General features: G+C 69.6%; 28 protein-coding genes and 1 pseudogene. 18 read left to right on the top strand and 11 right to left on the bottom strand.

Features of this window, described 5'->3' with window-relative positions; all coding sequences use genetic code 11:
* Positions 1 to 4: 4 nt before the first annotated feature.
* Together VGF12_RS19015 and VGF12_RS19010 are read right to left on the bottom strand one after the other, a co-directional pair.
* Positions 5 to 628, bottom strand: a complete 624-nt coding sequence (locus tag VGF12_RS19015) for a hypothetical protein (RefSeq protein WP_331177617.1) — start codon at positions 626 to 628, stop codon at positions 5 to 7.
* The gene (locus VGF12_RS19010) at positions 625 to 2,847 is read right to left on the bottom strand and encodes a helicase-related protein (protein WP_331177616.1); all 2,223 of its coding nucleotides are present in this window, start codon (positions 2,845 to 2,847) and stop codon (positions 625 to 627) included. The genes VGF12_RS19015 and VGF12_RS19010 overlap by 4 nt, the downstream gene beginning before the upstream one ends.
* Before the next feature lie 127 nt (positions 2,848 to 2,974).
* Here VGF12_RS19010 and VGF12_RS19005 point away from each other — a divergent pair, with 127 nt between their 5' ends.
* The 5 genes and pseudogenes from VGF12_RS19005 (at position 2,975) to VGF12_RS18985 (ending at position 5,077) form a co-directional block, all read left to right on the top strand.
* Positions 2,975 to 3,292: a helix-turn-helix domain-containing protein gene (locus VGF12_RS19005; RefSeq protein WP_331177615.1), complete on the top strand. Its 318-nt coding sequence runs from the start codon at positions 2,975 to 2,977 to the stop codon at positions 3,290 to 3,292.
* A gap of 12 nt (positions 3,293 to 3,304) precedes the next feature.
* Positions 3,305 to 3,775: an ArsI/CadI family heavy metal resistance metalloenzyme gene (locus VGF12_RS19000; protein WP_331177614.1), complete on the top strand. Its 471-nt coding sequence runs from the start codon at positions 3,305 to 3,307 to the stop codon at positions 3,773 to 3,775.
* A gap of 88 nt (positions 3,776 to 3,863) precedes the next feature.
* Complete coding sequence (locus VGF12_RS18995; RefSeq protein ID WP_331177613.1) at positions 3,864 to 4,136, top strand: hypothetical protein; 273 nt, start codon at positions 3,864 to 3,866, stop codon at positions 4,134 to 4,136.
* Positions 4,133 to 4,549, top strand: a pseudogene (arsC, locus tag VGF12_RS18990) (arsenate reductase (glutaredoxin)); the annotation flags it as partial. The gene VGF12_RS18995 and the pseudogene arsC, both read left to right, overlap by 4 nt.
* A complete protein-coding gene (locus VGF12_RS18985) occupies positions 4,526 to 5,077 on the top strand; it encodes a dihydrofolate reductase family protein (protein WP_331177634.1) in 552 nt (183 codons plus the stop codon). The pseudogene arsC and the gene VGF12_RS18985, both read left to right, overlap by 24 nt.
* A gap of 6 nt (positions 5,078 to 5,083) precedes the next feature.
* On the opposite strand, the gene VGF12_RS18980 is transcribed toward VGF12_RS18985, so the two are convergent.
* On the bottom strand, positions 5,084 to 6,223 hold the full coding sequence (locus tag VGF12_RS18980; RefSeq protein WP_331177612.1) for an MBL fold metallo-hydrolase: 1,140 nt from the start codon (positions 6,221 to 6,223) through the stop codon (positions 5,084 to 5,086).
* A 272-nt stretch (positions 6,224 to 6,495) separates the two neighbouring features.
* On the opposite strand from VGF12_RS18980, the gene VGF12_RS18975 reads away from it, so the two are divergent.
* The gene (locus VGF12_RS18975) at positions 6,496 to 6,819 is read left to right on the top strand and encodes a hypothetical protein (RefSeq protein WP_331177611.1); all 324 of its coding nucleotides are present in this window, start codon (positions 6,496 to 6,498) and stop codon (positions 6,817 to 6,819) included.
* On the opposite strand, the gene VGF12_RS18970 is transcribed toward VGF12_RS18975, so the two are convergent.
* The 4 genes from VGF12_RS18970 to sodC all read right to left on the bottom strand — a co-directional run bounded on the left by VGF12_RS18970 (position 6,816) and on the right by sodC (position 10,472).
* Positions 6,816 to 8,882 (bottom strand): HAMP domain-containing sensor histidine kinase, encoded by a 2,067-nt coding sequence (locus VGF12_RS18970; protein WP_331177610.1) that lies wholly within the window; start codon positions 8,880 to 8,882, stop codon positions 6,816 to 6,818. The two genes, VGF12_RS18975 and VGF12_RS18970, sit on opposite strands and share 4 nt — an antisense overlap.
* 48 nt (positions 8,883 to 8,930) lie before the next feature.
* On the bottom strand, positions 8,931 to 9,128 hold the full coding sequence (locus tag VGF12_RS18965; RefSeq protein ID WP_331177609.1) for a hypothetical protein: 198 nt from the start codon (positions 9,126 to 9,128) through the stop codon (positions 8,931 to 8,933).
* Between the two features lie 63 nt (positions 9,129 to 9,191).
* On the bottom strand, positions 9,192 to 9,893 hold the full coding sequence (locus tag VGF12_RS18960) for a response regulator transcription factor (RefSeq protein WP_331177608.1): 702 nt from the start codon (positions 9,891 to 9,893) through the stop codon (positions 9,192 to 9,194).
* A 57-nt stretch (positions 9,894 to 9,950) separates the two neighbouring features.
* Complete coding sequence (gene sodC, locus VGF12_RS18955; RefSeq protein WP_331177607.1) at positions 9,951 to 10,472, bottom strand: superoxide dismutase [Cu-Zn] SodC; 522 nt, start codon at positions 10,470 to 10,472, stop codon at positions 9,951 to 9,953.
* Positions 10,473 to 10,890: 418 nt separating this feature from the next.
* Here sodC and VGF12_RS18950 point away from each other — a divergent pair, with 418 nt between their 5' ends.
* A complete protein-coding gene (locus VGF12_RS18950) occupies positions 10,891 to 12,186 on the top strand; it encodes an SPFH domain-containing protein (protein ID WP_331177606.1) in 1,296 nt (431 codons plus the stop codon).
* A 3-nt stretch (positions 12,187 to 12,189) separates the two neighbouring features.
* On the top strand, positions 12,190 to 13,665 hold the full coding sequence (locus VGF12_RS18945; RefSeq protein WP_331177605.1) for a hypothetical protein: 1,476 nt from the start codon (positions 12,190 to 12,192) through the stop codon (positions 13,663 to 13,665).
* A 67-nt stretch (positions 13,666 to 13,732) separates the two neighbouring features.
* Here VGF12_RS18945 and VGF12_RS18940 read toward each other — a convergent pair whose 3' ends face one another.
* Positions 13,733 to 15,442, bottom strand: a complete 1,710-nt coding sequence (locus VGF12_RS18940; RefSeq protein WP_331177604.1) for a GAF domain-containing sensor histidine kinase — start codon at positions 15,440 to 15,442, stop codon at positions 13,733 to 13,735.
* A gap of 137 nt (positions 15,443 to 15,579) precedes the next feature.
* Between VGF12_RS18940 and VGF12_RS18935 the strand changes: the two genes are divergently transcribed.
* The 9 genes from VGF12_RS18935 (at position 15,580) to VGF12_RS18895 (ending at position 20,430) form a co-directional block, all read left to right on the top strand.
* Positions 15,580 to 15,927, top strand: a complete 348-nt coding sequence (locus VGF12_RS18935; RefSeq protein WP_331177603.1) for a YciI family protein — start codon at positions 15,580 to 15,582, stop codon at positions 15,925 to 15,927.
* A gap of 127 nt (positions 15,928 to 16,054) precedes the next feature.
* On the top strand, positions 16,055 to 16,456 hold the full coding sequence (locus tag VGF12_RS18930; protein ID WP_331177602.1) for a YciI family protein: 402 nt from the start codon (positions 16,055 to 16,057) through the stop codon (positions 16,454 to 16,456).
* A gap of 12 nt (positions 16,457 to 16,468) precedes the next feature.
* A complete protein-coding gene (locus VGF12_RS18925; RefSeq protein ID WP_331177601.1) occupies positions 16,469 to 17,008 on the top strand; it encodes an SRPBCC family protein in 540 nt (179 codons plus the stop codon).
* Entirely contained in the window at positions 17,005 to 17,448 is a 444-nt protein-coding gene (locus VGF12_RS18920) for an SRPBCC domain-containing protein (protein WP_331177600.1), read from the top strand. The genes VGF12_RS18925 and VGF12_RS18920 overlap by 4 nt, the downstream gene beginning before the upstream one ends.
* Positions 17,449 to 17,459: 11 nt before the next feature.
* Positions 17,460 to 17,849 carry a VOC family protein gene (locus tag VGF12_RS18915; RefSeq protein WP_331177599.1) on the top strand — a complete coding sequence of 130 codons (390 nt, stop codon included), beginning with the start codon at positions 17,460 to 17,462 and terminating at the stop codon, positions 17,847 to 17,849.
* Positions 17,850 to 17,858: 9 nt separating this feature from the next.
* The gene (locus VGF12_RS18910) at positions 17,859 to 18,272 is read left to right on the top strand and encodes a VOC family protein (protein WP_331177598.1); all 414 of its coding nucleotides are present in this window, start codon (positions 17,859 to 17,861) and stop codon (positions 18,270 to 18,272) included.
* Positions 18,269 to 18,754 carry a VOC family protein gene (locus tag VGF12_RS18905; RefSeq protein WP_331177597.1) on the top strand — a complete coding sequence of 162 codons (486 nt, stop codon included), beginning with the start codon at positions 18,269 to 18,271 and terminating at the stop codon, positions 18,752 to 18,754. The genes VGF12_RS18910 and VGF12_RS18905 overlap by 4 nt, the downstream gene beginning before the upstream one ends.
* Before the next feature lie 4 nt (positions 18,755 to 18,758).
* Complete coding sequence (locus VGF12_RS18900) at positions 18,759 to 20,018, top strand: RNA polymerase sigma factor (RefSeq protein ID WP_331177596.1); 1,260 nt, start codon at positions 18,759 to 18,761, stop codon at positions 20,016 to 20,018.
* A gap of 25 nt (positions 20,019 to 20,043) precedes the next feature.
* Complete coding sequence (locus tag VGF12_RS18895; RefSeq protein ID WP_331177595.1) at positions 20,044 to 20,430, top strand: SgcJ/EcaC family oxidoreductase; 387 nt, start codon at positions 20,044 to 20,046, stop codon at positions 20,428 to 20,430.
* Between the two features lie 24 nt (positions 20,431 to 20,454).
* Here the strand turns inward: VGF12_RS18895 and VGF12_RS18890 are convergent, their stop codons facing one another.
* Together VGF12_RS18890 and VGF12_RS18885 are read right to left on the bottom strand one after the other, a co-directional pair.
* Positions 20,455 to 21,126, bottom strand: a complete 672-nt coding sequence (locus tag VGF12_RS18890) for a hypothetical protein (protein WP_331177594.1) — start codon at positions 21,124 to 21,126, stop codon at positions 20,455 to 20,457.
* Between the two features lie 34 nt (positions 21,127 to 21,160).
* Positions 21,161 to 21,718, bottom strand: coding sequence for a DUF2242 domain-containing protein (locus VGF12_RS18885; protein WP_331177593.1), 558 nt, complete (start codon positions 21,716 to 21,718; stop codon positions 21,161 to 21,163).
* A gap of 76 nt (positions 21,719 to 21,794) precedes the next feature.
* Between VGF12_RS18885 and VGF12_RS18880 the strand changes: the two genes are divergently transcribed.
* A complete protein-coding gene (locus VGF12_RS18880; protein ID WP_331177592.1) occupies positions 21,795 to 22,238 on the top strand; it encodes an OsmC family protein in 444 nt (147 codons plus the stop codon).
* On the opposite strand, the gene VGF12_RS18875 is transcribed toward VGF12_RS18880, so the two are convergent.
* On the bottom strand, positions 22,235 to 22,905 hold a 671-nt coding region (locus tag VGF12_RS18875), incomplete at its 5' end, for an ABC transporter ATP-binding protein (RefSeq protein WP_331177591.1). The two genes, VGF12_RS18880 and VGF12_RS18875, sit on opposite strands and share 4 nt — an antisense overlap.

Below are 22,905 nucleotides of genomic sequence, written 5' to 3'. Positions count from 1 at the left end.
GCCGCTACTTCGCGGCGTCGTCCACGGGCTTTGCGCCCGCCGAGCCTCTGGCCATGCTGAGCTCTCGTGCCTTGGCTTGTGCCAGCGTGGGTACGTTCAGCTCAACGCGAAGCTGATCAGGCACGCTCGGATCTACAGGCCGCAGCTTCATTGGGCGAGAGGGGTGGTTGCTGCTGAACTGGGTGCCGAAGCGTTGGGGGCGTCCAATGCTGACGAGGAAGCGGTCCAGGCTGGCGGCGGCCAGCCACTTGGCGCGGTGCTCGCCCTTGCTGATGGCCACGACGCAAAGGTCGTGGGCCATCAGATAGTCATCCGGATCGGTGGCGTGCTGCATGACCATGGCGGCGTGGTAGTAGTCCACACCGCTCGACAAGCTGCCGTTTGCGATCAACGTCTTGACGCGCTGCTGGCGCGCCTCGTCCCTCAGTGTCACGGCCGCCCAGTCCTTCCCCGGAGCGGGCACTCGATCGACCTGGTCCTCTTCGAACAGCAGCTTCAACTTGGCACCTGCTGTCGACAGGTTCTGCGCAGCATCGGGGCTGGAAGCGCCTTGCGCCAGGGCCGGCGCGGACATCGCAAGCTGAAGAACCAGCGCGCCCAGCGCGGCAGAGCGAAAGATCCGCATCATCGCCCTCTCCTCTGCCACAACGCCTTCTTCCCCTTGAGCTGCCGCTCGATGCCGTCATTGAGCCGCCCGCGCAGGTCGATGACTTCTTCCACGTAGCCATAGACGCCGGGGAAGCGCAGGTCGAGCCACAGCCACAGCGTGCAGATGCGCAGCGCCTGCTCCATGCGGTCCAGGCGGCCATGCTGGTCGTACTCGTCGAGGAAAAGCGGCTCGCCCGCCTGGCCGCTGCGCGCGTGGTTGGTGGCCCAGCCGTGGAACTGCTCCACCAGCATGGGTAGTCGCGCGTCCACCGGCGCCTGCGCGTAGCGGAAGCGCTCCTGCAGCGGCAGCGTACCGGCGTTGCGGTCCAGCGCCTCGGCCAGCTCCAGCATCTGCTCCAGCTCGGCCACGGCGAAGTGGGCGTCGTCCAGGCGCAGCTGCTGCATGAAGATGCTCAGCACCGCATAGAGCTTGTTGACGCCCATGCGCTGCGAGATGGTCTGCACATGACGCCAGTTCGGCGCCACTGGGGCCTTGAAGTCTCGCGGTGCGCGCGGTTCCTTGGGCAGCAGGGCACGCAGCGTTTTCATCGCATCGGCCTCAGCCTCCTTCAGCACGCTAACGAAGCCTTCGTCGTGCATGCCGTAGCGGCCCGCGCGGCCGGCGATCTGGTGCACCTCGCTGACGCTGAGCTCGCGGTCACCCACGCCGTCGAACTTGGTCAGTGTCGAGAACAGCACGCGGCGGATCGGCAGATTCAGACCCATGCCGATGGCATCCGTCGCGACGAGAACGTCACTCGCCCCGACGGCAAAGCGCTCGGCCTCGCGGCGGCGCACCTCGGGCGGCAAGGCACCGTAGATGACGCTGACGGCATGGCCGTTCTGCGAGATCTGGTCGCGCAGCATCAGCACGTCACGGCGGCTGAAGGCGACGACGGCGTCGCCCGCCTGCAGATGCGTCATTGGCACAGGCGCCGGCATCAGCTGCACATGCTGCTTGCGCTCAAAGGTGCGACGCTCCGGCTTCTCGCCGCAGAGCTGCAGCAGGCGTTCGATGGCCGGCGCGGCATAGGCCGAGCCGATGATGATGAGTTCGCGCGCCGGCACGCCGACGATGGCCTGGGTCCAGGCCCATCCACGCGAGTCGTCGAAGATCATCTGCGCTTCGTCGATGACGGCCACGTCGACGATATCGCGCGTGTTGACCATCTCGATCGTGCTGCTCACGACGCGCGAATCCGCTGCTGGCACGTTCTCCTCACCGGTCAGGAGCGAGCAGGGCACGCCGCGGCCTACGAGGCGGTCACGGCCTTCAAGTGCCAGCAGGCGCAGAGGCGCGAGATAGGCACCATCCAGCGCTTGCGCCAGGCGCTCGAAGGCCGCATGCGTCTTGCCGCTATTGGGCGGGCCGAGATAGAGCGTCACCTTGCGGCCCAGCTTGCGTGCCGCATCGAAGCTGTCTGGGTAGCCCTGGAAGGCCAGCTCGCGGCCCAGGCTGGCCAGCGTGTCCTGCTCTTCGACCTGTTGCTCCCAGCGGTCCTGGGCGCGGGTCAGCGCGGCCTTCAAGTCGTCATAGGGCATCGGCACGCCGCACTCGGCCTGCAGGCGCGGCAGCAGCGAGGCCAGCTGGGCCTCGTTGACCAAGGCCTCGCTGCGGGCGACGAGGTGGTTCAGATGCAGGGCCAGCTCAGCCTTGTATGAATACTCGGGCGCCTGGCCCAGGCCGTGCCGCAGCGCGGCCGTGTCGCCATCGCGGAAGAAGGCCCAGACCGGCTCCTCGGGAACCGGCACGCGGTGCGACAGGTCGATGCGCCACCCCTGGTGGGCCAGCGTGATGGGATGCACGCACAGCCGCGTGAACACCAGGCCCTCGCGGCGCAGGCCCAAGCTTTCCAGCAGATGCAGGCGCTGCTGCATCTGCGAACGCAGTGTGTTGGTCAGCGGCGTCGCGTCCAGCTGGGCCAGCGCGACGGGAATGTGGGCCGGCAAAAGCCATCGGCTCGGCCTGCCACCGCCGGCAGCCTTGGAGATCTGGATGCAGCCCAGGCGGTCGAGCGCCTCGTCGCTGCCGTCGTCGAGGTCGGCCGGAACCAGCACCTGGGGCAGGGCGTAGGCGGCCTGGCGAATGCGCGCCCAATCCTCGGGCGCGAGGCTCGCAGGCAGGCGGGCGGCGTGGCGGGGATGGGGAAGGGGGAAGGCCGGTGCAGGCGGCCTGGAATCGGGGAGCGAGGACTTCACGACAGAAGTGGAACACAGCTCCGTGGAGCGGGGGAAGCACCATGCTCCTCAAGTCGGCCATGAGGAATTTGCCTTGTCATGGCGGGCGTGGCTTGCACGGTTCCGATAATTCGATTATTCTGGAAAAATGGATGAAGATGAAGTGATCAAGTCCCTGGCCGCGTTGGCCCACCCCGTGCGGCTGAAAGTCTTTCGCGCGCTGGTCGTCACCGGTGATGCGGGTCTGACGCCCGGCACCATGGCCGAGGGCCTGGACATCCCGGCCAACACACTGTCCTTTCACCTGAAGGAGCTGGTCAACGCCGGCCTGGTGACGCAGGAACGTGCCAGCCGCAATCTCATCTATCGCGCCGCCTATCTGCGCATGGATGCGCTGCTGGGCTATCTGACCAAGAACTGCTGCCAGGGCGTCGCCTGCGCCGTGCCGGCCCCCCACTGCTGTTGAAGGAGCCCCTTGATGAAGCGTTTCCACGTTCATGTCCATGTCGAAGACCTGGCCCAGAGCATCGCCTTCTATGCCAAGCTGTTCGGCGCCTCGCCGACGCGGCAGGAGCGCGACTACGCGAAATGGATGCTCGACGACCCGCGCATCAACTTCGCGATCTCCATGCGGGGAGGCAAGCCGGGTGTGGACCATCTGGGTCTACAGACCGACAGCGAGGAAGAGCTGGCGGCGCTGAAGCGCCAAGCCGAGGCGGCGGACCTGAGTCTGCAGGACACCGGTGAGGCCAGTTGCTGCTATGCGCGAAGCGACAAGTACTGGATCGTCGACCCTCAGGGCATCGCCTGGGAGCAGTTCCACACGCTGCGTGACATCCCGACCTTCGGTGGCGAGGCCCAGCCGGCCGCGGCGGCATGCTGCCCGGGCGACGCCCCGCGCGGCAAGTCCGTGCCCATCGCCGTGAAGTCGGCGGGCAGCTGCTGCTGAGCGCCGCGCTGCGACCTGCGCTGTTGGCCGAAGGGCTGAAGTGGGCCACGCGGAGCGTGGCGGCGCGGTCCAATGCCTGGCGCAGGGCGTGGCCAGCCTGGGCCTGATGCTCGTGGTGCTGCGCCCGCCCGCAAGCCGCGCAGCGGGCGCGGTGGCGGCGTACATTGGTGCAACCTGCTGGTTCACCGCGTCCGCTTCCTTTGCCAACCCGGCAGCGACTGTGGGCCGCATGATCAGCGACTGTTTTGCCGGCATCGCACCGGCCAGCGTGCCGGCCTTCGTTGCCGCCCAGTTGGTCGGCGCGCTGCCGGCGCTGCCTTTGCACCGCGCCTTGGGTGCCATTTCCGCCTCCCCACCATGACCGACATCACCATCTTCCACAACCCCGCCTGCGGCACCTCGCGCAATGTGCTGGCGTTGATCCGCCATGCCGGCTTCGAGCCGCGCGTCGTCGAGTACCTGAAGACGCCTCCTTCCCGGGACGAGGTGCGCGCACTCGCGGCCGCCACGGGCCAGCCGTTGCGGGCACTGCTGCGCGAGAAGGGAACCCCCTTCGCCGAGCTGGGCCTGGGTGACCCGACCCTGGGCGACGACGCGCTGCTGGACGCCCTCGAACGCCACCCCATCCTGCTGAACCGTCCCATCGTCGTCACGCCGCTGGGCACGGCGCTGTGCCGACCTTCTGAGGCGGTGCTGGAATTGCTGCCGGTGGGCCCGCTGCCGCCGTTCACCAAGTCCGACGGCGAGGTCGTGCAGGACAGCGGGCGCCGCCGCGCGGCAGGCGCTGCCCGGCGCCAGCTGCGCTACAACGTCGCTTGCAGCCTGGATGGTTTCATCGCCGACCCCGAGGGGGGTTACGACTGGATCGTGGACGACCAGAGCATCGACTTCGATGCGCTCTATGCCGGATTCGACACCTTCGTCATGGGCCGCAAGACCTGGGCCGTCATGCAGGCCCAGGGCGAGGCGAACCCGTTGCGCGGCAAGCGCGTCATCGTCGCGTCGCGCACGTTGGCGGCCAGCGAAGGCGTGACCGTCGTGCGCGACGGTATCGAAACTGCGGTGGCGGCGCTGAAGGCCGAGGCCTCGGCGCTCGACATTTGGCTGTTTGGTGGCAGCGAGTTGGCCGGGAGCCTGTTCGCCGCCGGCCTGGTGGACCGCGTCGAGGCGGCCGTGATGCCCGTGCTGTTGACGCGCGGCATCCCGCTGCTGCCGCCCGGCGCGACTCAGAAACTGGCGCTGGTCTCGTCGCAGAGCCTGGCCAGCGGCATCCAGATGCTGGCCTACGACGTCGTGCGCTGACGCCGCTCAGTCGACTGGCCAGGGCATGGCCGCCGGCATCCGTGCGGCCTCGTCCGGCGGCGCTGCCCGGGGCGGGCCGCGCCGCGGCGCGTCGGCTTCGCGCCACCATGGTGCCGCAGGCTCGCCCTTGGCGGGCTCGACGGCTTCGCCCAGCCGCGGCATCAGCAGCTGGGCGCCTTGCTTGGGGGCCAGCTCCAGCAACGTCTCGGCCGGCTGGTCCCAGTCATGAAGCGCGAGGCTGAACGTGCCCCAGTGCACCGGCAGGAAGGCGCCCCCGCCCAGCAGCTGCAGCGCCTTCAGTGCATTCTCCGGGCCCAGGTGGATGTCGCCCCAGGATGGGTGGAAGGCGCCCACCTCCAGCATGACGAGGTCGAAGGGGCCGAGGCGCTCGCGGATGGCGGCGTACTCGCTGGTCAGTCCGGTGTCGCCACTGAAGAACACGCGGTGCTTGGGCGTTTCGATGACGAGGGACGACCACAGCGTCGCGTTGCGGTCGCGCAGCGAGCGCCCCGAGAAATGCTGCGACGGCGCCGCGTGGACGCGCAGCTCGGCGCCCGGTGCCTGCCAGTGCTCCCACCAGTCCAGCTCGACGATACGCGCCGCCGGCACACCCCAGGCTTCAAGGTGGGCACCCACGCCCAGAGAGGTGATGAAAGGCACGTCCTGCAGCTTGATGAGCTCGCGGATGGTGGGGAGGTCGAGGTGGTCGTAGTGGTCATGCGAGATGACGACGGCATCCAGCCTGGGCAGGGCCTTCAGCGCCAGTGGCACGGGCTGGAAGCGCTTGGGGCCGGCCAACTGGGACGGCGAGGCGCGCTTGCCCCAGACCGGATCGGTCAGCACGCGCAGGCCGTCTATCTCGATGAGCACCGTGGAATGACCCAGCCAGGTCGAACGCAGGCCCGTGTCGGCGGGCTTGAGCCAGGCATCCAGCGGATTCACCGCCGGCAGCGGCCCAGCCGGCGTGCGGCGGCCTTCGGCGCAGAGGAAGTCCGAAAGCGAGGGCCGCTCGGTGCTGTCACGCAGCCCCGGCTGGATGGGGTGCACGTTGTGGAAGCCTTCGCCGCCGTCGGTCACGCGGTAGCGGGGCGAGGCCCGCACACGTTCGAGGCGGAGGCCGGAGGCGCGTTTGCCGAGGGATTTCATCGCGAAACGGAGCAGACGGGAGCGTTTCGAGGTGGTAGCCGGGCGCGTGCTTTCAAGGCCGCGCCGGGGTCATGCCGGCTCCAGGGTGACTTGCCGTCCCCGCCGGCGTCCGTCGCCGCGCTGACTGCTTCTGGCAGGAGTTTCATGTCGCACCTCCGGTGTCGTCGCGCGATTGTGCGCGGCCCGGCGTGATGGATATCGCGGCCGGCCATCTTGAAATGCAGGGGGCCGGCGGCATGTGAGCTGCAGAAATCGCTCACACCGGGTGCCGTATGCCCTCCGTCATCAAGCTCTCCGTCCCCAACGAACTGCTGTCCCTGATCCGCCTGGCGCAACTGCTGCAGGCCCTGGAGGGGCAGGGTCACGCGGCCGACCCGCACCAGTACCGGTTGCTCGTCGAGAAGCTCGGTGCCGAGCTGCGCGAGCACCAGGGTCACGCCGCGTTGCCCGGGCTGCTGGACCATTTCCCCGCGGCCGGCGAGGTCTATGAGAACCTGCAGTACGCCCATGCCGGGCTGTGCCGCGCACCGCTGGAGCTGTCGCTGGGCTCCGAACTGGCGACGCGCGATCTGCTGGACCGGGTTCGTAAGGGCTAACTTCGGCGCAGGCCGATCTCGAACACGACGCCGTCGGCGACGTTGCGCGCCGCAATGCTGCCGCCCATCTTGGCCAGGTAGGTCTTGGCCACGAACAGCCCTTGGCCACGGCGCGCGCCGTCCTGGGGCTGGGCATCGCTGACACCGTAGTCGAAGATGCGTGCAAGCTGGTCTTCGGCGATCTGCGGTCCCTGGTTGTGGATGTCCACCTGCGCGAGCCCGCCCTCGACGCGCAGCGCCAGCGTGATGGGCGTGCCGGGCAGGCGGTAGCGGTCGGCGTTCGTCAGCACATGGGTGATGGCGTCCTCCAGCGGGTACTCGTCGGCCTGCACCCAGGCGGGGTCGGGTGCCGGCGCGTAGACGACGCCGGCAATGCCGGCATAGGCGGCGTTGGCCGCCACCTGGCGCAGGAAGGCGTCCAGATCCAGGCGGCCCACGGCCAGCGTCGCGGCGGCCAGCGCCTCGCTGGGCGAGGCCTGGCCGTACAGCACCTTCACGGCCTGCTGCATGCGCTGCACGTGGCGCCGGCTCGGGTCGGCGTCGGCCGCATGCAGCAGCATCAGCGATTGCAGCGGTGACATGATCTCGTGGCCCACCGCATGCCACTGGTCATGCTCGCGCTCGGCGCGCAATTGCTCGCGGCGCAGGCTGTCGCGGGCGTGCTGCAGCAGATCCGACAGGCTGCCGGCCAGGATGCCCAGTTCGTCGCGGCCGCGCAGGTCGGCCAGGTCCAGCCGGCCCAGCTCGAAGCGTTCCGGCGCCTGCAACTGGTGCGACAGCGTGGCCGCGCGTTTCGTCAGCGCCGCGACGCGGCGGATCAGGCCGATTTCGATGATGAGCCAGGCCAGCGCGATGGCGGCCAGCATGGCGGCGACCGGCCAGGCCAGTCGTGCGGCGCTGGCGCTCAGCGTGCGGTCCAGGCCTTGCAAGTCGCCGGTCAGCGTGATGTCAAAGCGCCCCGCAGGCGTGGTGATGCTGTCCCTCGCGGACAGCGTGCGTGGAGCAGCTGGCGCGGGCAGGTTTTGAATCAGCGCCATCAACCAGGGCGAGGGTGGTGCGCCAGTCACGTCGGCGCCCTGCAACAGCGCGACGACGTGGTTGCCACGCGTGATGCGCAGCGTTTCTCCCGGCGCCAGGGCCGCGGTCAGCTTGCCGAGGGTCAGCGGGGGCTGTGCCCCCGGGGTGGCGCTGTCGAACCCCGTGTCCCCCTCCGGGCCCAGCAGGGCCAGGCGCAGGCCGGTGCGGGCCAGGTCGGCTGGTGGCCATTGCGGCCCGCCGGGGCGGAACAGCGCCTCACGGAAGGCTTCCACCGGGAGGCGGATGGAGACGGTGGTGCGGCGCGCACAGGGCTCGGCGGCACCCAGGCAGGGCCCTTCGCGCCAGACCCAGCCGCGGAAGTCGCGCTGTGGCCTGGCCTTGGCCCGCAGCAGCGTCGTGTTGTCCGCGCTGTCCACCGTGAAGCCGGGCAACTGCCCGCGTTGCGCGTCCAGCATCTCGACGGGGGCCAGCCAGTGCTGCTCGGTGTCCCCCTGTCGGAGGCTGACCTGGACGCGGTGCACGTCGGCCAGGTCCAGCGCACCGCGCTCGCGGCTCACCAGCGGCGGGGCGTCCATGCCGGCCACGAGATAGACGAATCCGCCCGCATAGGCATTGCTGCCGACCGCCACGCACAGGCTGGCGCCGCCCGGGTACTGCAGCCCGCATCCCGCCATCTCGACGGCGCGTTGGGCCTTGGTGGCGTCGTCGAAGTCGATGGCAGCGAAGGGCAGCAGCTGTGGTGCGACCCAGCCCGCGTCCACCTGCGCCGGCTCAGGGTTCATCAGCGCGAGCTGGCCCGACGGGTGGCGCAGCTGGGCCACGATCTCGGCCAGCGATTTGGCGAAGGTCTGCTCATAGCGCTGCGCGTTGCGCTGCCGCTCCTCGTTCAGCAGTGCGACGGCCAAAGCCAGCGTGGCCAGGGCCAGTGCAATGAAGACGAGGTGAAAGACGATGCGGTTGCGGAAGGCCGCGACGCCCAGGCGCGGGACATCGGGCAAAGGCAGCTCGACGCGGCCGAGCTTCATTTCTTGTGGTCGCGCGGTCGCGAGCGACCCGTCTGGCGCACGGGGCGGCTATGCAACGCGACCCCCATCGGAAAGGCAAGCGTCGTCGCCGGCTTCTCGGGAGAAGAAGCGGGCAAGGCCGGACGCATCGATCTGCAGCCCCTGCCGCAACGCAGGGGCGAGTCCTTCAAGAAGGATCTGGTTTTCGATGCGCCGCTCGGTGACGCACGCGGCCGTCGACAGGACGAGCGCCGGATCGCCAGGCATCAGATTTCGACCGCCTGCATCGACAGGCGCGCATGGACGACAAGGGGATTCATGCGCTGAAGCCTACTGCCCGATCCACCGAAAGCCACGCATCGGGATGTTCTCGACGCCGTCGAAGCCGGGGTCCACGTCGCGGAAGGCATCGCGGATGGTGGCCACGTGCTTGCGCACGTTGTCGCGGTTGCGGCCGCTCTTCACGACATCGAACAGCTCCTCATAGCTGACCACCTCGCCCGCCCGGGCGTGCAGCGTGGCGAGGATGCGCTGAGCCGTCAGCGGCAGATTGATGCGCTGGCCGCGCCACATGGGCGTGCGCTGCTTCAGAGGGTCGAGCTGGAGGTTGTCGTCGCCGGCCCGGGTGGCCGCCCGGGGCGTCGGTTCTCGCAGCCGTGCGGTGCGCAGGATGTCCAGGAAGGTCTCGACGAACTCGGCCTCGTCGAAGGTGGTCTTCTGAAGGTAGTCCCAGGCGTCCAGCGCCTTCATGATGCTGCGGTAGATGGCAGCCGGCATGGCCGACACCACCAGCACGGGTGTGCCCAGGCCCTGCTTGTTGATCTCGTTGATCAGCGCCACGCCGGCATTGCGCTCGCGGCCCAGCTCGATGTCCAGCACGACGAGGTCGTAGCGCTCGCGCAGCAGGGCGGCCTCGGCGGCATCGCGGTCGAACCATTGGTCGACCACCAGCTCGGGGCGGGCGGCGCGTATCCAGCCGGCCAGTTGTGCGCTGGTGGTGGGGTCGTCCTCGATGATGGCGATGCGGGGCATGGCGGGATTATGTGGAGCCCGCCCAGCGCGGCTGGCGGAAGGAGTCTTCCGAGGGGTTCAGCCGCCGATCACGCCGCAGGCCACGCGTGCGCCGCCACCGCCCAGCGGGGCGGGGTGGTCGGAGTGATTGTCGCCGCCGGCATGGATCATCAGCGCGCGGTTCTTCACGTCGGCCAGCTTGAGGCGCGGGCCCAGCACCGGGGAGGTGGCAGTGCCGTCGGCCGCGACATAGAGGGGCGGCAGGTCGCCCAAGTGGCCGACACCCCAGGGCTCACCGTGCTTCTTGCTGCCCAGCGGGTCGAGGTGGCCGCCAGCGCCCAGCGCCGGCACCATGGCGCCGTTGCTCTCGCCGGGGGCGCAAGAGGGCTTCTCGTGGATGTGGAAGCCGTGAAGGCCGGGCGCCAGGCCCTTGAGCTCCGGGTAGAAGGCCAGGCCGTATGGCGTTTCGACGATGCGCACGCTGCCGAGCGCCGCGCCGTCGCCCTGCTTCTCGGCGGCGTTGACGGTCACGGCCAGGTCGGCCGCCAGGGCCGTGGTGCCGGCGAGCAGGCAGGCAATGGCGATCAGCACGTTCTTCATGGATGTCTCCTTGGATGCAATGCGCGAAAGCGTAGCAACGGGAGGCCCTGCGGGACGCCGCGGCACGTACCGACTTGGTGGTACAGGCCCCCCGGGATCAGAGGTGGCGAATCCACATCTATAGGAGGGTTCGCGGCGCAGGCAGTTTGGCGGCGAGATCGGCGGCCGAGTGGAACTGGACCGGGCGCGGTCCGGGCCAGCCATTTCGGCAGGCCGCCGGCACGGCCCGACGCACCACGTGGCGCTCGGCCTTGAAGGGATGGTTCGGAGCCGCCATGAAACGGTCCCCGGCCTGGGAGGTGTCGGCGGCGGCCGGTGGGGGCATGGCGGGATGCTGGCGCTCCGGAAGATTCCTTCCGCGTTCCTGGAAGACATCCGCCTCGCGTGCCTCTCGTCCCTTCCCGCCGGACTGGCAACCATGGCGGCCATGCATCGCTACCACCGACCACGCGATGCCACCACCGCCCAGGAGCAAGCCATGCTGCAACGCCTCAAGACCCTCGCCGCCTCCCTGCGTACTGCCTTCGGTCGCGGCGCCAGCCGCGGCCTTGGCGCCGTACCTACCGCCGCGCGGTCGCTGCGCCGCACCCTGCCACCGCTGCTGATGCTCACGGCCGTGACTGCGACCGGCTATGCGCTGGCCACCCACCCGCCCTTGCAGGCGGTTCCTCCCGGCCAGGCAGCACTGCGTACGAACCAGTTCAGCGGCGGCACGAACGAGTTCCGCACGGGCAGCTTCCTGCGCATCCCCGGTCTGCACGAGGTGCGCCTGTTCCCGCTGCGCGACCAGAGCTACCACCCCGCCGCCATCGCCAAGGCCGACGGCCCGGCGCCGCTGCAGTCGGTCGAGGGCCTGTCGCTGGGCCTGGACATGAACCTTCGTTGGACGGTCGACGTCACACGCCTGGCCGAGCTGTCGCGTCGGTTGCCGGACGACATCGAGGCCGACGTCATCGCACCGGCGGTGCAGGCCGTCGTCTACAAGCAGATCGCCATGCACACCGTGCGTGAGATCTTCTCCAGCCAGCGCGCCGAGATTGCCGCGGCGCTGGAGGCCGAGCTGCGTGCCCGGCTGGCCGGCGACGGCATCGTGCTCAGGGGGGTGCAGATCGGCTCGGTGGATCTGCCACCCGACTACCGCCGCGGCATGGATCGCCTGCTGGCCGACAGCCTGGCCAGCGATCGCATGCGCTACACGCTGGAGATCAGCGAGAAGCAGGTCAAGCAGACCGAGTTGCAGGCCGCCGCCGACAAGGTGCGCCGCGAGACCGCCGCCGAGGCCGCCGGGCGCGAGCAGATCATCGCGGCGCGGGCGCAGGAGGAGGCCATGAAGCATGTGCTGCCCTTCAAGCAAAAGCAGATCGAGCAGCGCGCGCTGGAAGCCCAGGCCGACAGCGCCGCGCGCATCAAGCAGGCCGAGGGCGCCGCCCAGGCGCGCCGTATCGAGATCGCCGCAGAGTCCGAGGCGCGCCAGAAGCTGGCTGATGCCGAGGCCTACCGCGTGACCCAGATCGGCAAGGCCAGCGCCGGCCAGATGGCGGCCGAGGGAGCGCTGCTGACCCGGCATCCGCTGCTGGTGCAGAAGGCCATGGCTGACAAGCTCTCGGACAAGGTGCAGGTCATCATCGCGCCGCCGGGCTCGGGCGGCTTCATTGGCAACGCGCTGCTTGCCGGCATGGCACCGACCGAAGGCGCGAAATCGGAACGGGAGTAAGCCATGCGACGCTTTGCTCTGATCGTCGTGGCGGCCGCGGCTGCAGCCGTGGTCATCACCCAGGCCGATGCTGCCGAGTTGCAGGCCTTCCCGCGCGCAGGCCTGGTGTCGCAGGACTCGCCGCTGCGCGGCGCGCCGCGCGATACCGCCTCGCTGCAGGCCCAGATGGGCCGCGGTGAGGCGCTGGAGATCCGCGCCGAGCGGGGCGACCACTGGCAGGTCTGGGACTATCGCCGCGAGCGCGGCGGCTGGCTGCGCAAGAGCCAGGTGCTGGTACTGCCGCGGGGAGACGGCGCCGCGGCCGAACTGCTGTCGCAGCTGCGCCTGGCCCGCCAGCAGTTCGGCACCGAGGGCCTGGGGCTGGGCCTGGCCGCGGCCTATGTGCAGGCCGCAACGCCGGCCGAGCTGGCAGGCCCCGGTGGTGCCGAAGCGCTGGAGGCCATGGGCCAGTTCGCCGAGCGCATCGCGGACCGTGCCTCGACCGCGGCGGCCAGGCCCAACGAGGGTCAGCTCGCGGCGCAGCTCGACGTCGCCGCGCGCTACGGCCTGAAGTTCGAGCAGTTCGAGAGCGCCGAGGAGGGCCGCGTCCAGGTCTGCTACGAGGGTGAGGCCTTTCGCCGAGTCCTTGTCACGGCCGCCACGCCTGAGCAGCGCGCCCGCGCGGCGCTGGCGCTCACGCGCCCCGACTGCCTGAACCCGCTGGCGACGCCGCGCGAGGCGGAGGCGCGCGACCAATGGCGTCGGCAGGTGCTGGTCCAGGTTGATGTGACCACGCTGACGCCGCCCTGGAAGAACCGGCTGCAGATGCGCCGCGCGGGGGTTGCCGCCAGCCTCGCGTTCGCGCCAACCCGCCGTGGCGCGGTGGGTGATGCAGCGCCGGCCCTGGCCGAGTTCGCAGCCATCGTGCCCAGCGAGCTGACCGAGGACGACCAGTCCGCCTATGCCGACACGGCCATGCGCGTGAATGCGGCGCGCTGGCTGGGCACGGGTGCTGGCAGCCGCGACTTCGGCGCCGTGCAACTCGCATGGCAGCCCGGTGCCGACGGCGAGCGCTGCGTGGAGCTGAAGGAAGGCGGTCGGTTGGCGGCACGCCGCTGCGGCTTTGGCCAGGTGGCGCTGGCCTCCGCTTCTCTGAACCGGGAGGGTCGCGCGCTGGCGCTGGCCGTGCAGCCGCTGGACGGCTGGCGCGAGTTGTGGCTGTTTCTGAAGGGCCGGGAGGGCTGGCGGGTGGAAGTTCTGCCGCCTGCGCCAGCCCGACCGGGCCTGGGTGTGGCCGAGTTCGCGGGCTGGGTACCAGGCGGCGCGCAGATGCTGCTGGCGCGCGAGTTCCGCGCCGAAGGCCGCTACCGCCGCAGCTTCGAGGTCGTGTCGCTGGACAACCTGGCCACCGAGCGTCAGTCCGGCGAGCCCGCACTGCTGGGTGCCTTCCAGCGCTGGTCCGATCCGGCCTGGCGCTCCGCGTCGCCGATGCGTCGCTGAAGCGCGCGGGCCGAGCGCCGCCCGTCGGGAGACGGTCCAAGGCGCGCCTTGGACAAGGCGTTTTGCTTCACGCGGCCAGGGACAGCGCCGCGTCGGCCCGCAGCGGCAGCTCCAGCCGCGCCACCGTGCCCTCGCCAGGCCGGCTCTCCAGCTCCAGGCTGCCGCCCAGCATGCCACTGGCCAGGCTGTGGGCGACGAACAGGCCCAGGCCGTTGCCGCCCTGGCCGAAGGTGGTGGAGAAGAAGGGCTCGAAGGCGCGGGCGAGGTCGGCCGCCGGCATGCCGGCGCCGTCGTCGCGCACTTCCAGCGTCAGCCGGTCGTCGGCGCTGCGGTGCGCGCCGATGCGGATCTGGCCGCTGCGGCCGTTGCGGAAGGCATGCAGGCAGGCGTTCTCCAGCAACTGTTCCAGCACCTGCTGCAGCACTTCGGCGTACCCGTGCAACATGAAACCGTCCGGCAGTTCGCAGGCCAGCCGCACATGCTCGACGCTGAGGTGGCTCCGCACCCGTGCCCAGGCCTGCAACACGGCTTCGCGCAGGTCGAAGCGCGAGCGCACCGCGCGGCCGCTGCCTTCAGTCAGCTGCTTGAAGCGGTTGACCAGGCGCAGCGCGCGGTCCACGTTTTGCTCGACGAGTTCGGTGCCGGCCGTCGTCTGCGCCACCCAGTCAGTCAGCTCCTGGCGCTTGAGCGGTGCGCCGTGAGCCATGCGCTGCGCGAAGCCGACGCTGCCCGCGCGCAGCGCGCTGGCGCTGAGCAGTGCGTTGCCCAGTGGCGTGTTCATCTCGTGGGCGATGCCGGCGAGCAGCTGGCCCAGTGCCGCCAGCTTGCGGCTGTTGACCAGCTCGTCCTGCGTAGCCAGCAGCTCGGCGGTGCGCTGCTGGACCTGCTCCTCCAGCCACTGTGCGGCGCGGCGCCGTTCCTCGGCGCGTCGCTCTTGGTCGATGGCGATGCCGGCGAGGTGGCTGACGGTGTTGAGCGCGGCCAGCTCCTCGGGCGAGGGGCGGCGCACCTCGCGGTAGTACATCGCGAAGCTGCCGATGACGCGCCGGTCCGGGCCGTGAATGGGCGAGGACCAGCAGGCCCGGAAACCGTAGGGCAGGGCCAGGCCGCGGTAATGCGTCCACAGCGGATGGGTGGCGATGTCATCGACGATGACGAGGCGGTCATCGAACATGGCCGTGCCGCACGAGCCTACTGTCGGGCCGATCTCGACGCCGTCCAGCGCCTGCATGTACTCGGCCGGCATGCGTGGCCCGACGCCCACATGCACGTGGCGGCCGTCCAGGTCCAGCAACAGCACGGTGCTGTACAGGCCCTCGAACTGGGACTCGATGAGCGTCGTTAGGCGGGTCAGCACGATCTGCAGGGGCTGGCCGGTGGCCACCATTTCCAGCAACTCGTTCTTGGTCCGGTTCAGTACCTCGGCGAACTCCATGCGGCTGATGTCCACCAGGCAGACTGCCACCTGAGGTTCGCCGTCGCGCTCTGTCAGCGTCAGGTGCAGCTCGTGCGGCCGCGTCTCGCCGGCGCGGGTCAGCAGGCTCCAGTGCTGGCTCAGCGAGCCGACCTGCTGCAGTTCGGCCAGCATGCCCTCCAGCGTCTCGGCCGAGGTGCGGCCGTCAGGCTGGCGCAGCGGGCACAGCAGCGACAGCGGCATGCCACGCAGGGCCTGCGGGTCGTAACCGAGCAGCTTGGCGTGCCCCGAGGCCGTGCCGACGATGGGCAGCTCGGGCGTGGCCTTCACGAGCAGTATCGCGACACGGGTCATGTCGTCCATCTCGGCCTCCGCTGTTTTTTGACCTGAGATTGCTAGGCTCCCAACTGTGCCGCATCTCGTCGCCGGACCCAACTGCCAAGTTCGGTAGGCGACAGGCGCCAGAATGCCGCCCATCGCTCACCCCTGCAGGCCCCGACATGCCCCAAATGCTGCTCATCGTCGAACCCATCGGCCAGCGTGCCGAACGTGGCCGCGTGGCCGGCGAGGCCGTCTACCAGCGCATGCTGGACTTCGCCGCCGAGCTGAAGGCCGAAGGCTTGCTGCTGGGGGTCAACTCGCTGGGGTCCGGGGCTCGCCGGCTGAGCAAACGTGACGGCGGCGCCCAGGTCTGGGACGGCCCGTTTGCCGAGGCCAAGGAAATGGTGGGCGGTTACTTCCTGCTCGACACGGAGGACGCCGCCGTCGCCCTGGCCTGGGCCGAGCGCTGTCCGGCGGCCGAGTGGGCGACGGTGGAGATCCGCGGCGTGGGGCCCTGCTACACCTGAACACGTCCGATACGCGGATGGGGGGAATTTAGGTAGTTTCCCGGGGTTCGTCGAAGTCGCGTCGCATGGATCGTCGTGGGCATGAAGGCAGCCCAGCGCGCTGCCCCACCCACCCAGGAGACGTGCCATGCGATTCATGATCCAAGTCCGCGCTAACGCGGTGAGCGAGCGCGGCGACCCGCCCGGCCCGGAGTACGCCAAGCTGTTCGAGGAGATGGGCGCCTTCCACGAGGAGATGGCCCGCGCCGGCGTACTGCTGGACGGCGCCGGCCTGCGTCCCAGCCGCGACGGTTGGCGCCAGCGCTACGGCGCGGACGGCCGCATCGAGCGCATCGATGGCCCCTTCGCCGAGACCAAGGAGCTGATCGCCGGCTACACGCTGATCCAGGTTCGCTCCGTCGAGGAGGCCCGGGCCTGGGCCAGCCGCTTTCCCAAGCCCTTCGTGGGCATGGACTGCGAGATCGAGGTCAGGCGGCTGTATGAGGACGCCGACTTCGCCCCTGGCGGCGACATGGCCATCGGCAGCTGAGGGGCGTGCGTCATGAGCAACCTGTCCATCGTCCTCCTCTGTGCCGGCCTGGCCGTGCTGCTGCTGCTGGGCTACGCGTCAACCCGGCCTGGCGAGTTCCGCGTTGAGCGCCGCACGCGCATCGCCGCGCCGGCCGACCGGGTCTGGCCGCTCATCTCCGAGCTGCGGTCCTTCAATCGCTGGAATCCCTACGAGCGCAAGGACCCGCTGCTGAAGAGCCAGTACGACGGTGCACCCAGCGGCATTGGCTCGCGCTATGCGTGGGAGAGCGACAAGGTCGGCAGCGGCAGCCTCGAGATCACCGGCCAGCAGCCCGGCCGCGCGGTGCAGCTGAAGCTGGACTTCGTGAAGCCCTTCGAGGCCCACAACCAGGCCGAGTTTGCGCTGCAGCCCACGGCCGACGGCGCCACCGAGGTGCGCTGGACGATGAACGGACCCGCCAACTTCCTGAGCAAGCTGATGGGCATCTTCATCGACATGGACAAGATGGTGGGCCGCGACTTCGAGGACGGCCTGCAGAACCTGCGCCAGATCGCAGAGGCCCAGTCATGAAGGACCTGAGCTTCGAGATCGACATTGCCGCACCGGTCGCCCGCGTCTGGGACTGCATGTTGGACCCCCTCGCCTACCGCGACTGGACCACCGCCTTCTGCGAGGGCTCCTACTTCGAGGGGTCCTGGGCCCAGGGCAGCCGCATGCGTTTCCTGGACCCGGACCGCAACGGCATGGACGCCGTGGTCGAGGAGAACCGCCTGCACCAGCGCCTCGCCCTGAAGCTGGTGGGCGACCTTACGGAGGGCCGGCCGACGCCGGGCAGCACCATCGCCAGCCATCCCGCGCAGGAGGTCTACGAGTTCAGCGCGACCGCCGACGGCGGCACCCATCTCGCGGTCCAGCTGCGCGGCTGGGACGATGGTTTCGCCGACCTGATGGCCGGCCTCTGGCCCAAGGCCCTGCAGCGCCTCAAGGCGTTGTCCGAGTCCACGCATTGAAGGAGCACGACATGCAGATCAAGGTCACCAGCGTCATGGTCGACGACCAGGAGAAGGCCCTGGCCTTCTACACGCACAAGCTCGGCTTCAGGAAGATGGCCGACATCCAGATGGGTCCCACCTTCCGTTGGCTGACGGTGGTGTCGCCCGACGGCATCGAAGGCGTCGAGCTGTCCCTGGACCCGATGAACCTGGAGGCATCCAAGGTCTACCAGAAGGCCTTGTACGACGCCAACATGCCGATCAACGCCTTCGTCACGACCGATGTCCAGGCCGAAGCGCGCAAGCTGCGTGACCGCGGCGTCGTCGTGCGCGGCGAGCCGGTGGACATGGGCCCGATCAAGGCCGTCATGTTCGAAGATGGTTGCGGCAACCTCCTCCACCTCGTGCAACCCCTCTGAGGCGACGCCATGCACAAGCAGATCTACGTCAACCTGCCCGTCAAGGACCTGGCTGCCAGCAAGGCCTTCTTCGAGGCCGTGGGCTACAGCTTCAATCCGCACTTCACCAACGACAAGGGCGCCGGCATGGAACTGGGCGAGAACCTCTACGTCATGCTGCTGGCCGAGGACTTCGCCCGGACCTTCACGCCCAAGGCATTCCCGGACCCCAAGACCGCGACGACCGGCTGGGTGTGCCTGAGCTGTGAAAGCCGCGAGGAGGTCGACGCCCTCGTCGCCAAGGCCAGGGCCGCCGGCGGCCACATTCCGAGCGAGGCGCAGGACCATGGCTTCATGTACGGCCATGGCTTCGAGGACCCGGACGGCCACCACTGGGAACTCGTTCATATGACCGGCATGCCGCCGCAGGAGTCAGCCCCATGAAGATCCAGCAAAAGATCACGCCCTTCATCTGGTACGAGCGCGGGGCCGAGGATGCGGTGGCGCACTACCTGAAAGTGTTCGGCAGCGGCCAGGTCACGCACACGCAGCGTTGGGGCGAGAACTCGCCGGGCGAGCCGGGTACGGTCATGGTGGTGCAGTTCGAACTGCTCGGCCAGCAGATGACCGCCTTCAACGGCGGGCCGCATTTCAAGCTCACCGAGGCGTTCTCGCTGATGGTCGCCTGCGAGGACCAGGCCGAAGTCGACCACCTCTGGGTGCAGCTCCAGGCCAACGGCGGCAAGCCCAAGGCCTGCGGCTGGGTCGAGGATGCCTGGGGCCTGTCCTGGCAGGTGATCCCGGCGGCGTGGTTCGACATGATCCGCGACCCCGACCCGGCCCGCGTGCAGCGCGTCTTCCAGGCCATCTGGGCCATGGAGAAGATCGATCTGGCCGCCTTGCAGCGCGCCTACGACGGCGCCTGAGCCCGTGAGCCATGCGGACCTCGCTGCAGGCGTCTGGCGCATCGAGCGCAGCCGCCTCGTCGGCGCAGCGGCCAAGCTGCTGCGCGACCTCGACGAGGCCGAGGACTGCGCACAGGACGCCCTCATCGCCGCCATGGAGCACTGGCCGCGCGACGGCCAGCCCGCCAACCCCGCCGCCTGGCTGATGACCGCCACCCGCAACAAGGCCCTGGATCGGCTGCGCCGCCGCGCGATGTTGGAGCGCGAGCATGAACACCTCGCGGCCGACGACGAGGCTGCCGGCGTCCATGTCGTGCCCGACTTCGTCGACCATCTGGACGCCGCGCGCGACCAGGCCGAGATTGGCGACGAGTTGCTGCGCTTGATCTTCATTGCCTGCCACCCGGTGCTGCCTCGCGAGGCCCAGGTCGCGCTGACGCTGCGGCTTCTGGGCGGGTTGGAGACTGCGGAGATCGCCCGGGCCTTTCTGCAGCCCGAGGCGACGGTGGCCCAGCGCATCGTGCGTGCCAAGAAGGCACTGAACGGCCAGGCCTACGAGCTGCCCGGGCCGGCCGAGCGCGCGCAGCGCCTGTCGGCCGTGCTGGCCGTCGTCTACCTGATCTTCAACGAAGGTCACAGCGCCGGCAGCGGCGCCAGTTTGCTGCGCCCGGCCCTGTGCGACGAGGCGCTGCGTCTGGCGCGCCAGCTGCAGCACCTGCTGCCGCAGGACGCCGAGGTGCACGGCCTGGCCGCGCTGCTGGAGATCCAGGCTTCGCGGCTGCCCGCGCGGCTGGATGCCGACGGCCGTCCGGTGCTGCTGCCTGACCAGGACCGCCGCCGCTGGGACACGCTGCTGATCCGCCGCGGCCTGGCCGCGCTGGATCGCGCGTTGTCCCTGGGCGAGCCCGGCCCCTACGCCTTGCAGGGATCAATCGCAGCCTGCCATGCGCGCGCAGCGCGGGCCGAAGACACCGACTGGCACGCCATCGTGGCGGGCTACGACCGCTTGCTCGCGCTCAACCCCTCGCCCGTCATCGCGCTGAATCGCGCGGTGGCGGTCAGTTTCGCGCACGGTCCGGGTGCGGCGTTGCCGCTGCTGGACGCGCTGGCCGCAGAGCCGCAGCTCAAGCGCTACCCCTTCCTGGCCGGCGCGCGGGCGGACGTGCTGGAACGGCTCGGCCGCGTCGCGGAGGCACGCGCCGCCTACGTGCACGCTGCCGAGCTCACCGACAACGAGGTGCAGCGCGCGCTGCTGCAGGGGCGCGCAAAGCGTCTTGCGAGCTGATCATCAATTGCTGCAGGAGACTGACATGGCAACCGAAGAACAAGCCGTCCGCGAGACGCACGAGGCCTGGATGGCGGCCGTCAACGCCGGCGACCTGGCGCGGCTGATGACGATGATGGCGGACGATGCCGTGCTGCTGAACCCGGGCGGGCCGCCGCTGGGCAAGGCCGCCTTCCCCGACAAGTTCACGGGCGGGCACGAGCGCTTCGTGCTGCGCTGCGCCAGCGAGCCGCTGGAGATCACGGTCGCGGGGGACCTGGCCTACACCGTGTGCCGCGACACGCTGCACCTCGTGCCGCGAGCGGGTGGTGATGCCATTGAACTGGCCGGCCACCGCCTGAGCGTCTACCGCCGCGGCCCCGATGGCCGCTGGTTGCTGGCGCGCGATGCACACACGCTGACATCCGTGTAGGACCGCGGCCGCGCGGACCGAAGGTCAGTGGCGCGGCAGCAGCGCCTTGGCAGCCTCGACGCGCAGCGCCAGCGGGGCCGCCTCGTCGTTCAGCACGCGCTGCAGGAAGTCCCGCGGGTCCAAGCCGCCCGGGGCCTGGTCCGAGGCCGGCACCGCGTTGGCGATGTTGTCGGGCGTGGTGGCCTGCATCGCCGCGTCGAAGACGGCCGGCTTGATCGGCTGCAGCCGGGCCAGCAGGTCCGCCTGGCCGTCGGCGCTGGGCGGGATGTCCAGCCAGGGCGTGTCGGCGAACACCGGCGCCAGGTCGGGGGCGACGAAGGCCGACCAATTCTCCGTGTCCGCCTGCTGCGCGGGCACGGGCGGCGCCTGCCACGCGGCGGAGGACGACGGCATGCAGCGCAGCCGGGCCGGTGCGATGCTCGCCAGATAGCGGGATCGCAGCATCGCCAGGAAGGCCTCTGCCTGCGAGACGCTCACCTGCGCCTGCAGCGAGAACCACAGCTGCAGCCCGTCCGTGCCGGACACCGCGATGCCCGGCGCCGGCAGCTGCAGGTCCAGCTGCACGCCGCGCCACACCTGCGACAGCGCTTCCCAGTCGGCCGGGCGAGCCAGCTCCAGCACCATCACGCGCGTCTGACCCGGGACGGGCGACGCCATCAGGTACAGGCGCTGCTTCTCGGACTGGAGTCGATTCATCGCAGAAGAGGACGTGGACGTGGGTCGGACAGCCTCAGCGTTCGGCCGTGTTCTCGCGCAACATGCGCTGCATCAGCGTGAAGAAGCGGTCGTAGAACTCGCCGGCGGGGATGGTCTCGGAGGCGACCTTGACGAGGGAGTCCTGCGTCGACGACAGCGGCACCGAGATCGAGCCCAGCGCGCTGACGCCCAGGCTCGCGGCCTGCGGGTTCTTCTTGAGCGCGTACTGGTCCTGCTGGGCGCTGACGTAGGCGGTCGCGATCTGCTGCTTGGGACCGTCGCCGACGCAGACGATGTTGAACGAGATCTCCACATGCACCTCGCCCTCGGGCTGGAAGTGCTTGTTGCCCCGCACCAGGCCGCCATCGGCCTTGTTGATGACGTAGCCCTGGCTCAGCAGGGCGCGGCGCGCAGCCTCGCAGGTGGTGTCGACATCGGCGTCGAACAGGCGCGAGAAGGTCTCTTCGGCGGCGAAGCTCTCGCCCTGGTAGACGGCCTTCCTGGGCCTGTCCGGCAGCGAGGGCAGGGCACCGCAGCCAGCCAGCAGCACGCCGATCAGCGGGGTCAGAAGCAGGAAGCGGGGGCAATGCATGTCGGGATTATTCCGCTGTCGGGTCCCGATTCGCGTCAAGTGACGAGAATCCCCTGCACAACTTCGAGAGGCCCGCATGGACACCCCCAGCGTTACCCTGATCCAGCGTCAGGGCTACCAGTTCGAACACCACTACGCACCGGGCCTGCCGGTGCTGCTGTCCGACGAGCCGCCGCCGGCGGGCACCGGCCAGGGACCGGACCCGGTCGAGCTGCTGGCCTCGGCCGTTGGCAACTGCCTGAGTGCCTCGCTGTGGTTCGCCAGTCAGAAGTACAGGGACGACCCCTCGCCGCTGCGTACCGAGGTGAAGGCGACGGTGGGCCGCAACGAGCGGGGACGCAACCGCGTGCAGGGCCTGGCCGTGGAGCTGCACCTGGGCAAGCCGGCCGCCGAGCTGGGCCACATCCAGCGGGTGCTGGACACCTTCGAGGACTTCTGCACCGTCACGCAGAGCGTGGCGCCAGCCATCCCCGTCACGCTGCGGGTGCTGGACAGCACCGGGGCGGTGCTGAAGGGCTAGGCTGGCATCTCCAGCCCCAGCTCCTTGAGGATCGTCTCGCGCAAGGCGTCCATCTCCGGGCTGATGAGCCGCCTTGGATGTGGCATGTCCAGCTCGAAGCGGGCCTGGATGCACGCGGGCCGGGGCGACAGCACCAGGATGCGGTCGGCCATGTAGAGGGCTTCGTCGACGTCGTGGGTGATCAGCAGCACCGTGTGGCGTTCCTCGGCCAGGATGCGGAGCAGCTCGTTGCGCATGCGCAGGTTCATCAGCGCGTCCAGCGCCGAGAAGGGTTCGTCGAGGTAGAGGATCTCGGGCTTGACGATGAAGGCCCGCGCCAGCTCGACGCGCTTGAGCATGCCGCCCGACAGCTCGTGGGGGTAGGCGTTCTCGAAACCCTTGAGCCCCACCATGGCCGCATAGTGGTCGGCCAGCCCGGTCTGGTCGGCACCGTGCTGTTCGCCGAGGCCGAACATCAGGTTCTGCTGGACGGTCAGCCACGGGAATACCGAACCGTATTGCGAGATGACGATGCCTTGCGGGCTCGGGCCGGGGTGTGGCCGGCCGTCGATGCGCACGCTGCCGGCACCGGGCTGCTCGAAGCCGGCGAGGATGTTCATCAGCGTGGACTTGCCGCAGCCCGAGGGGCCGACGATGGCGACGAACTCGCCCTCGGCCACGTCGAAGT

The organism is Roseateles sp. (genome assembly GCF_036404855.1).
GTDB lineage: Bacteria > Pseudomonadota > Gammaproteobacteria > Burkholderiales > Burkholderiaceae_C > Pelomonas.
Note: the sequence above shows the minus strand (reverse complement) of the source record. Positions and strands in the feature narration are given on the sequence as shown.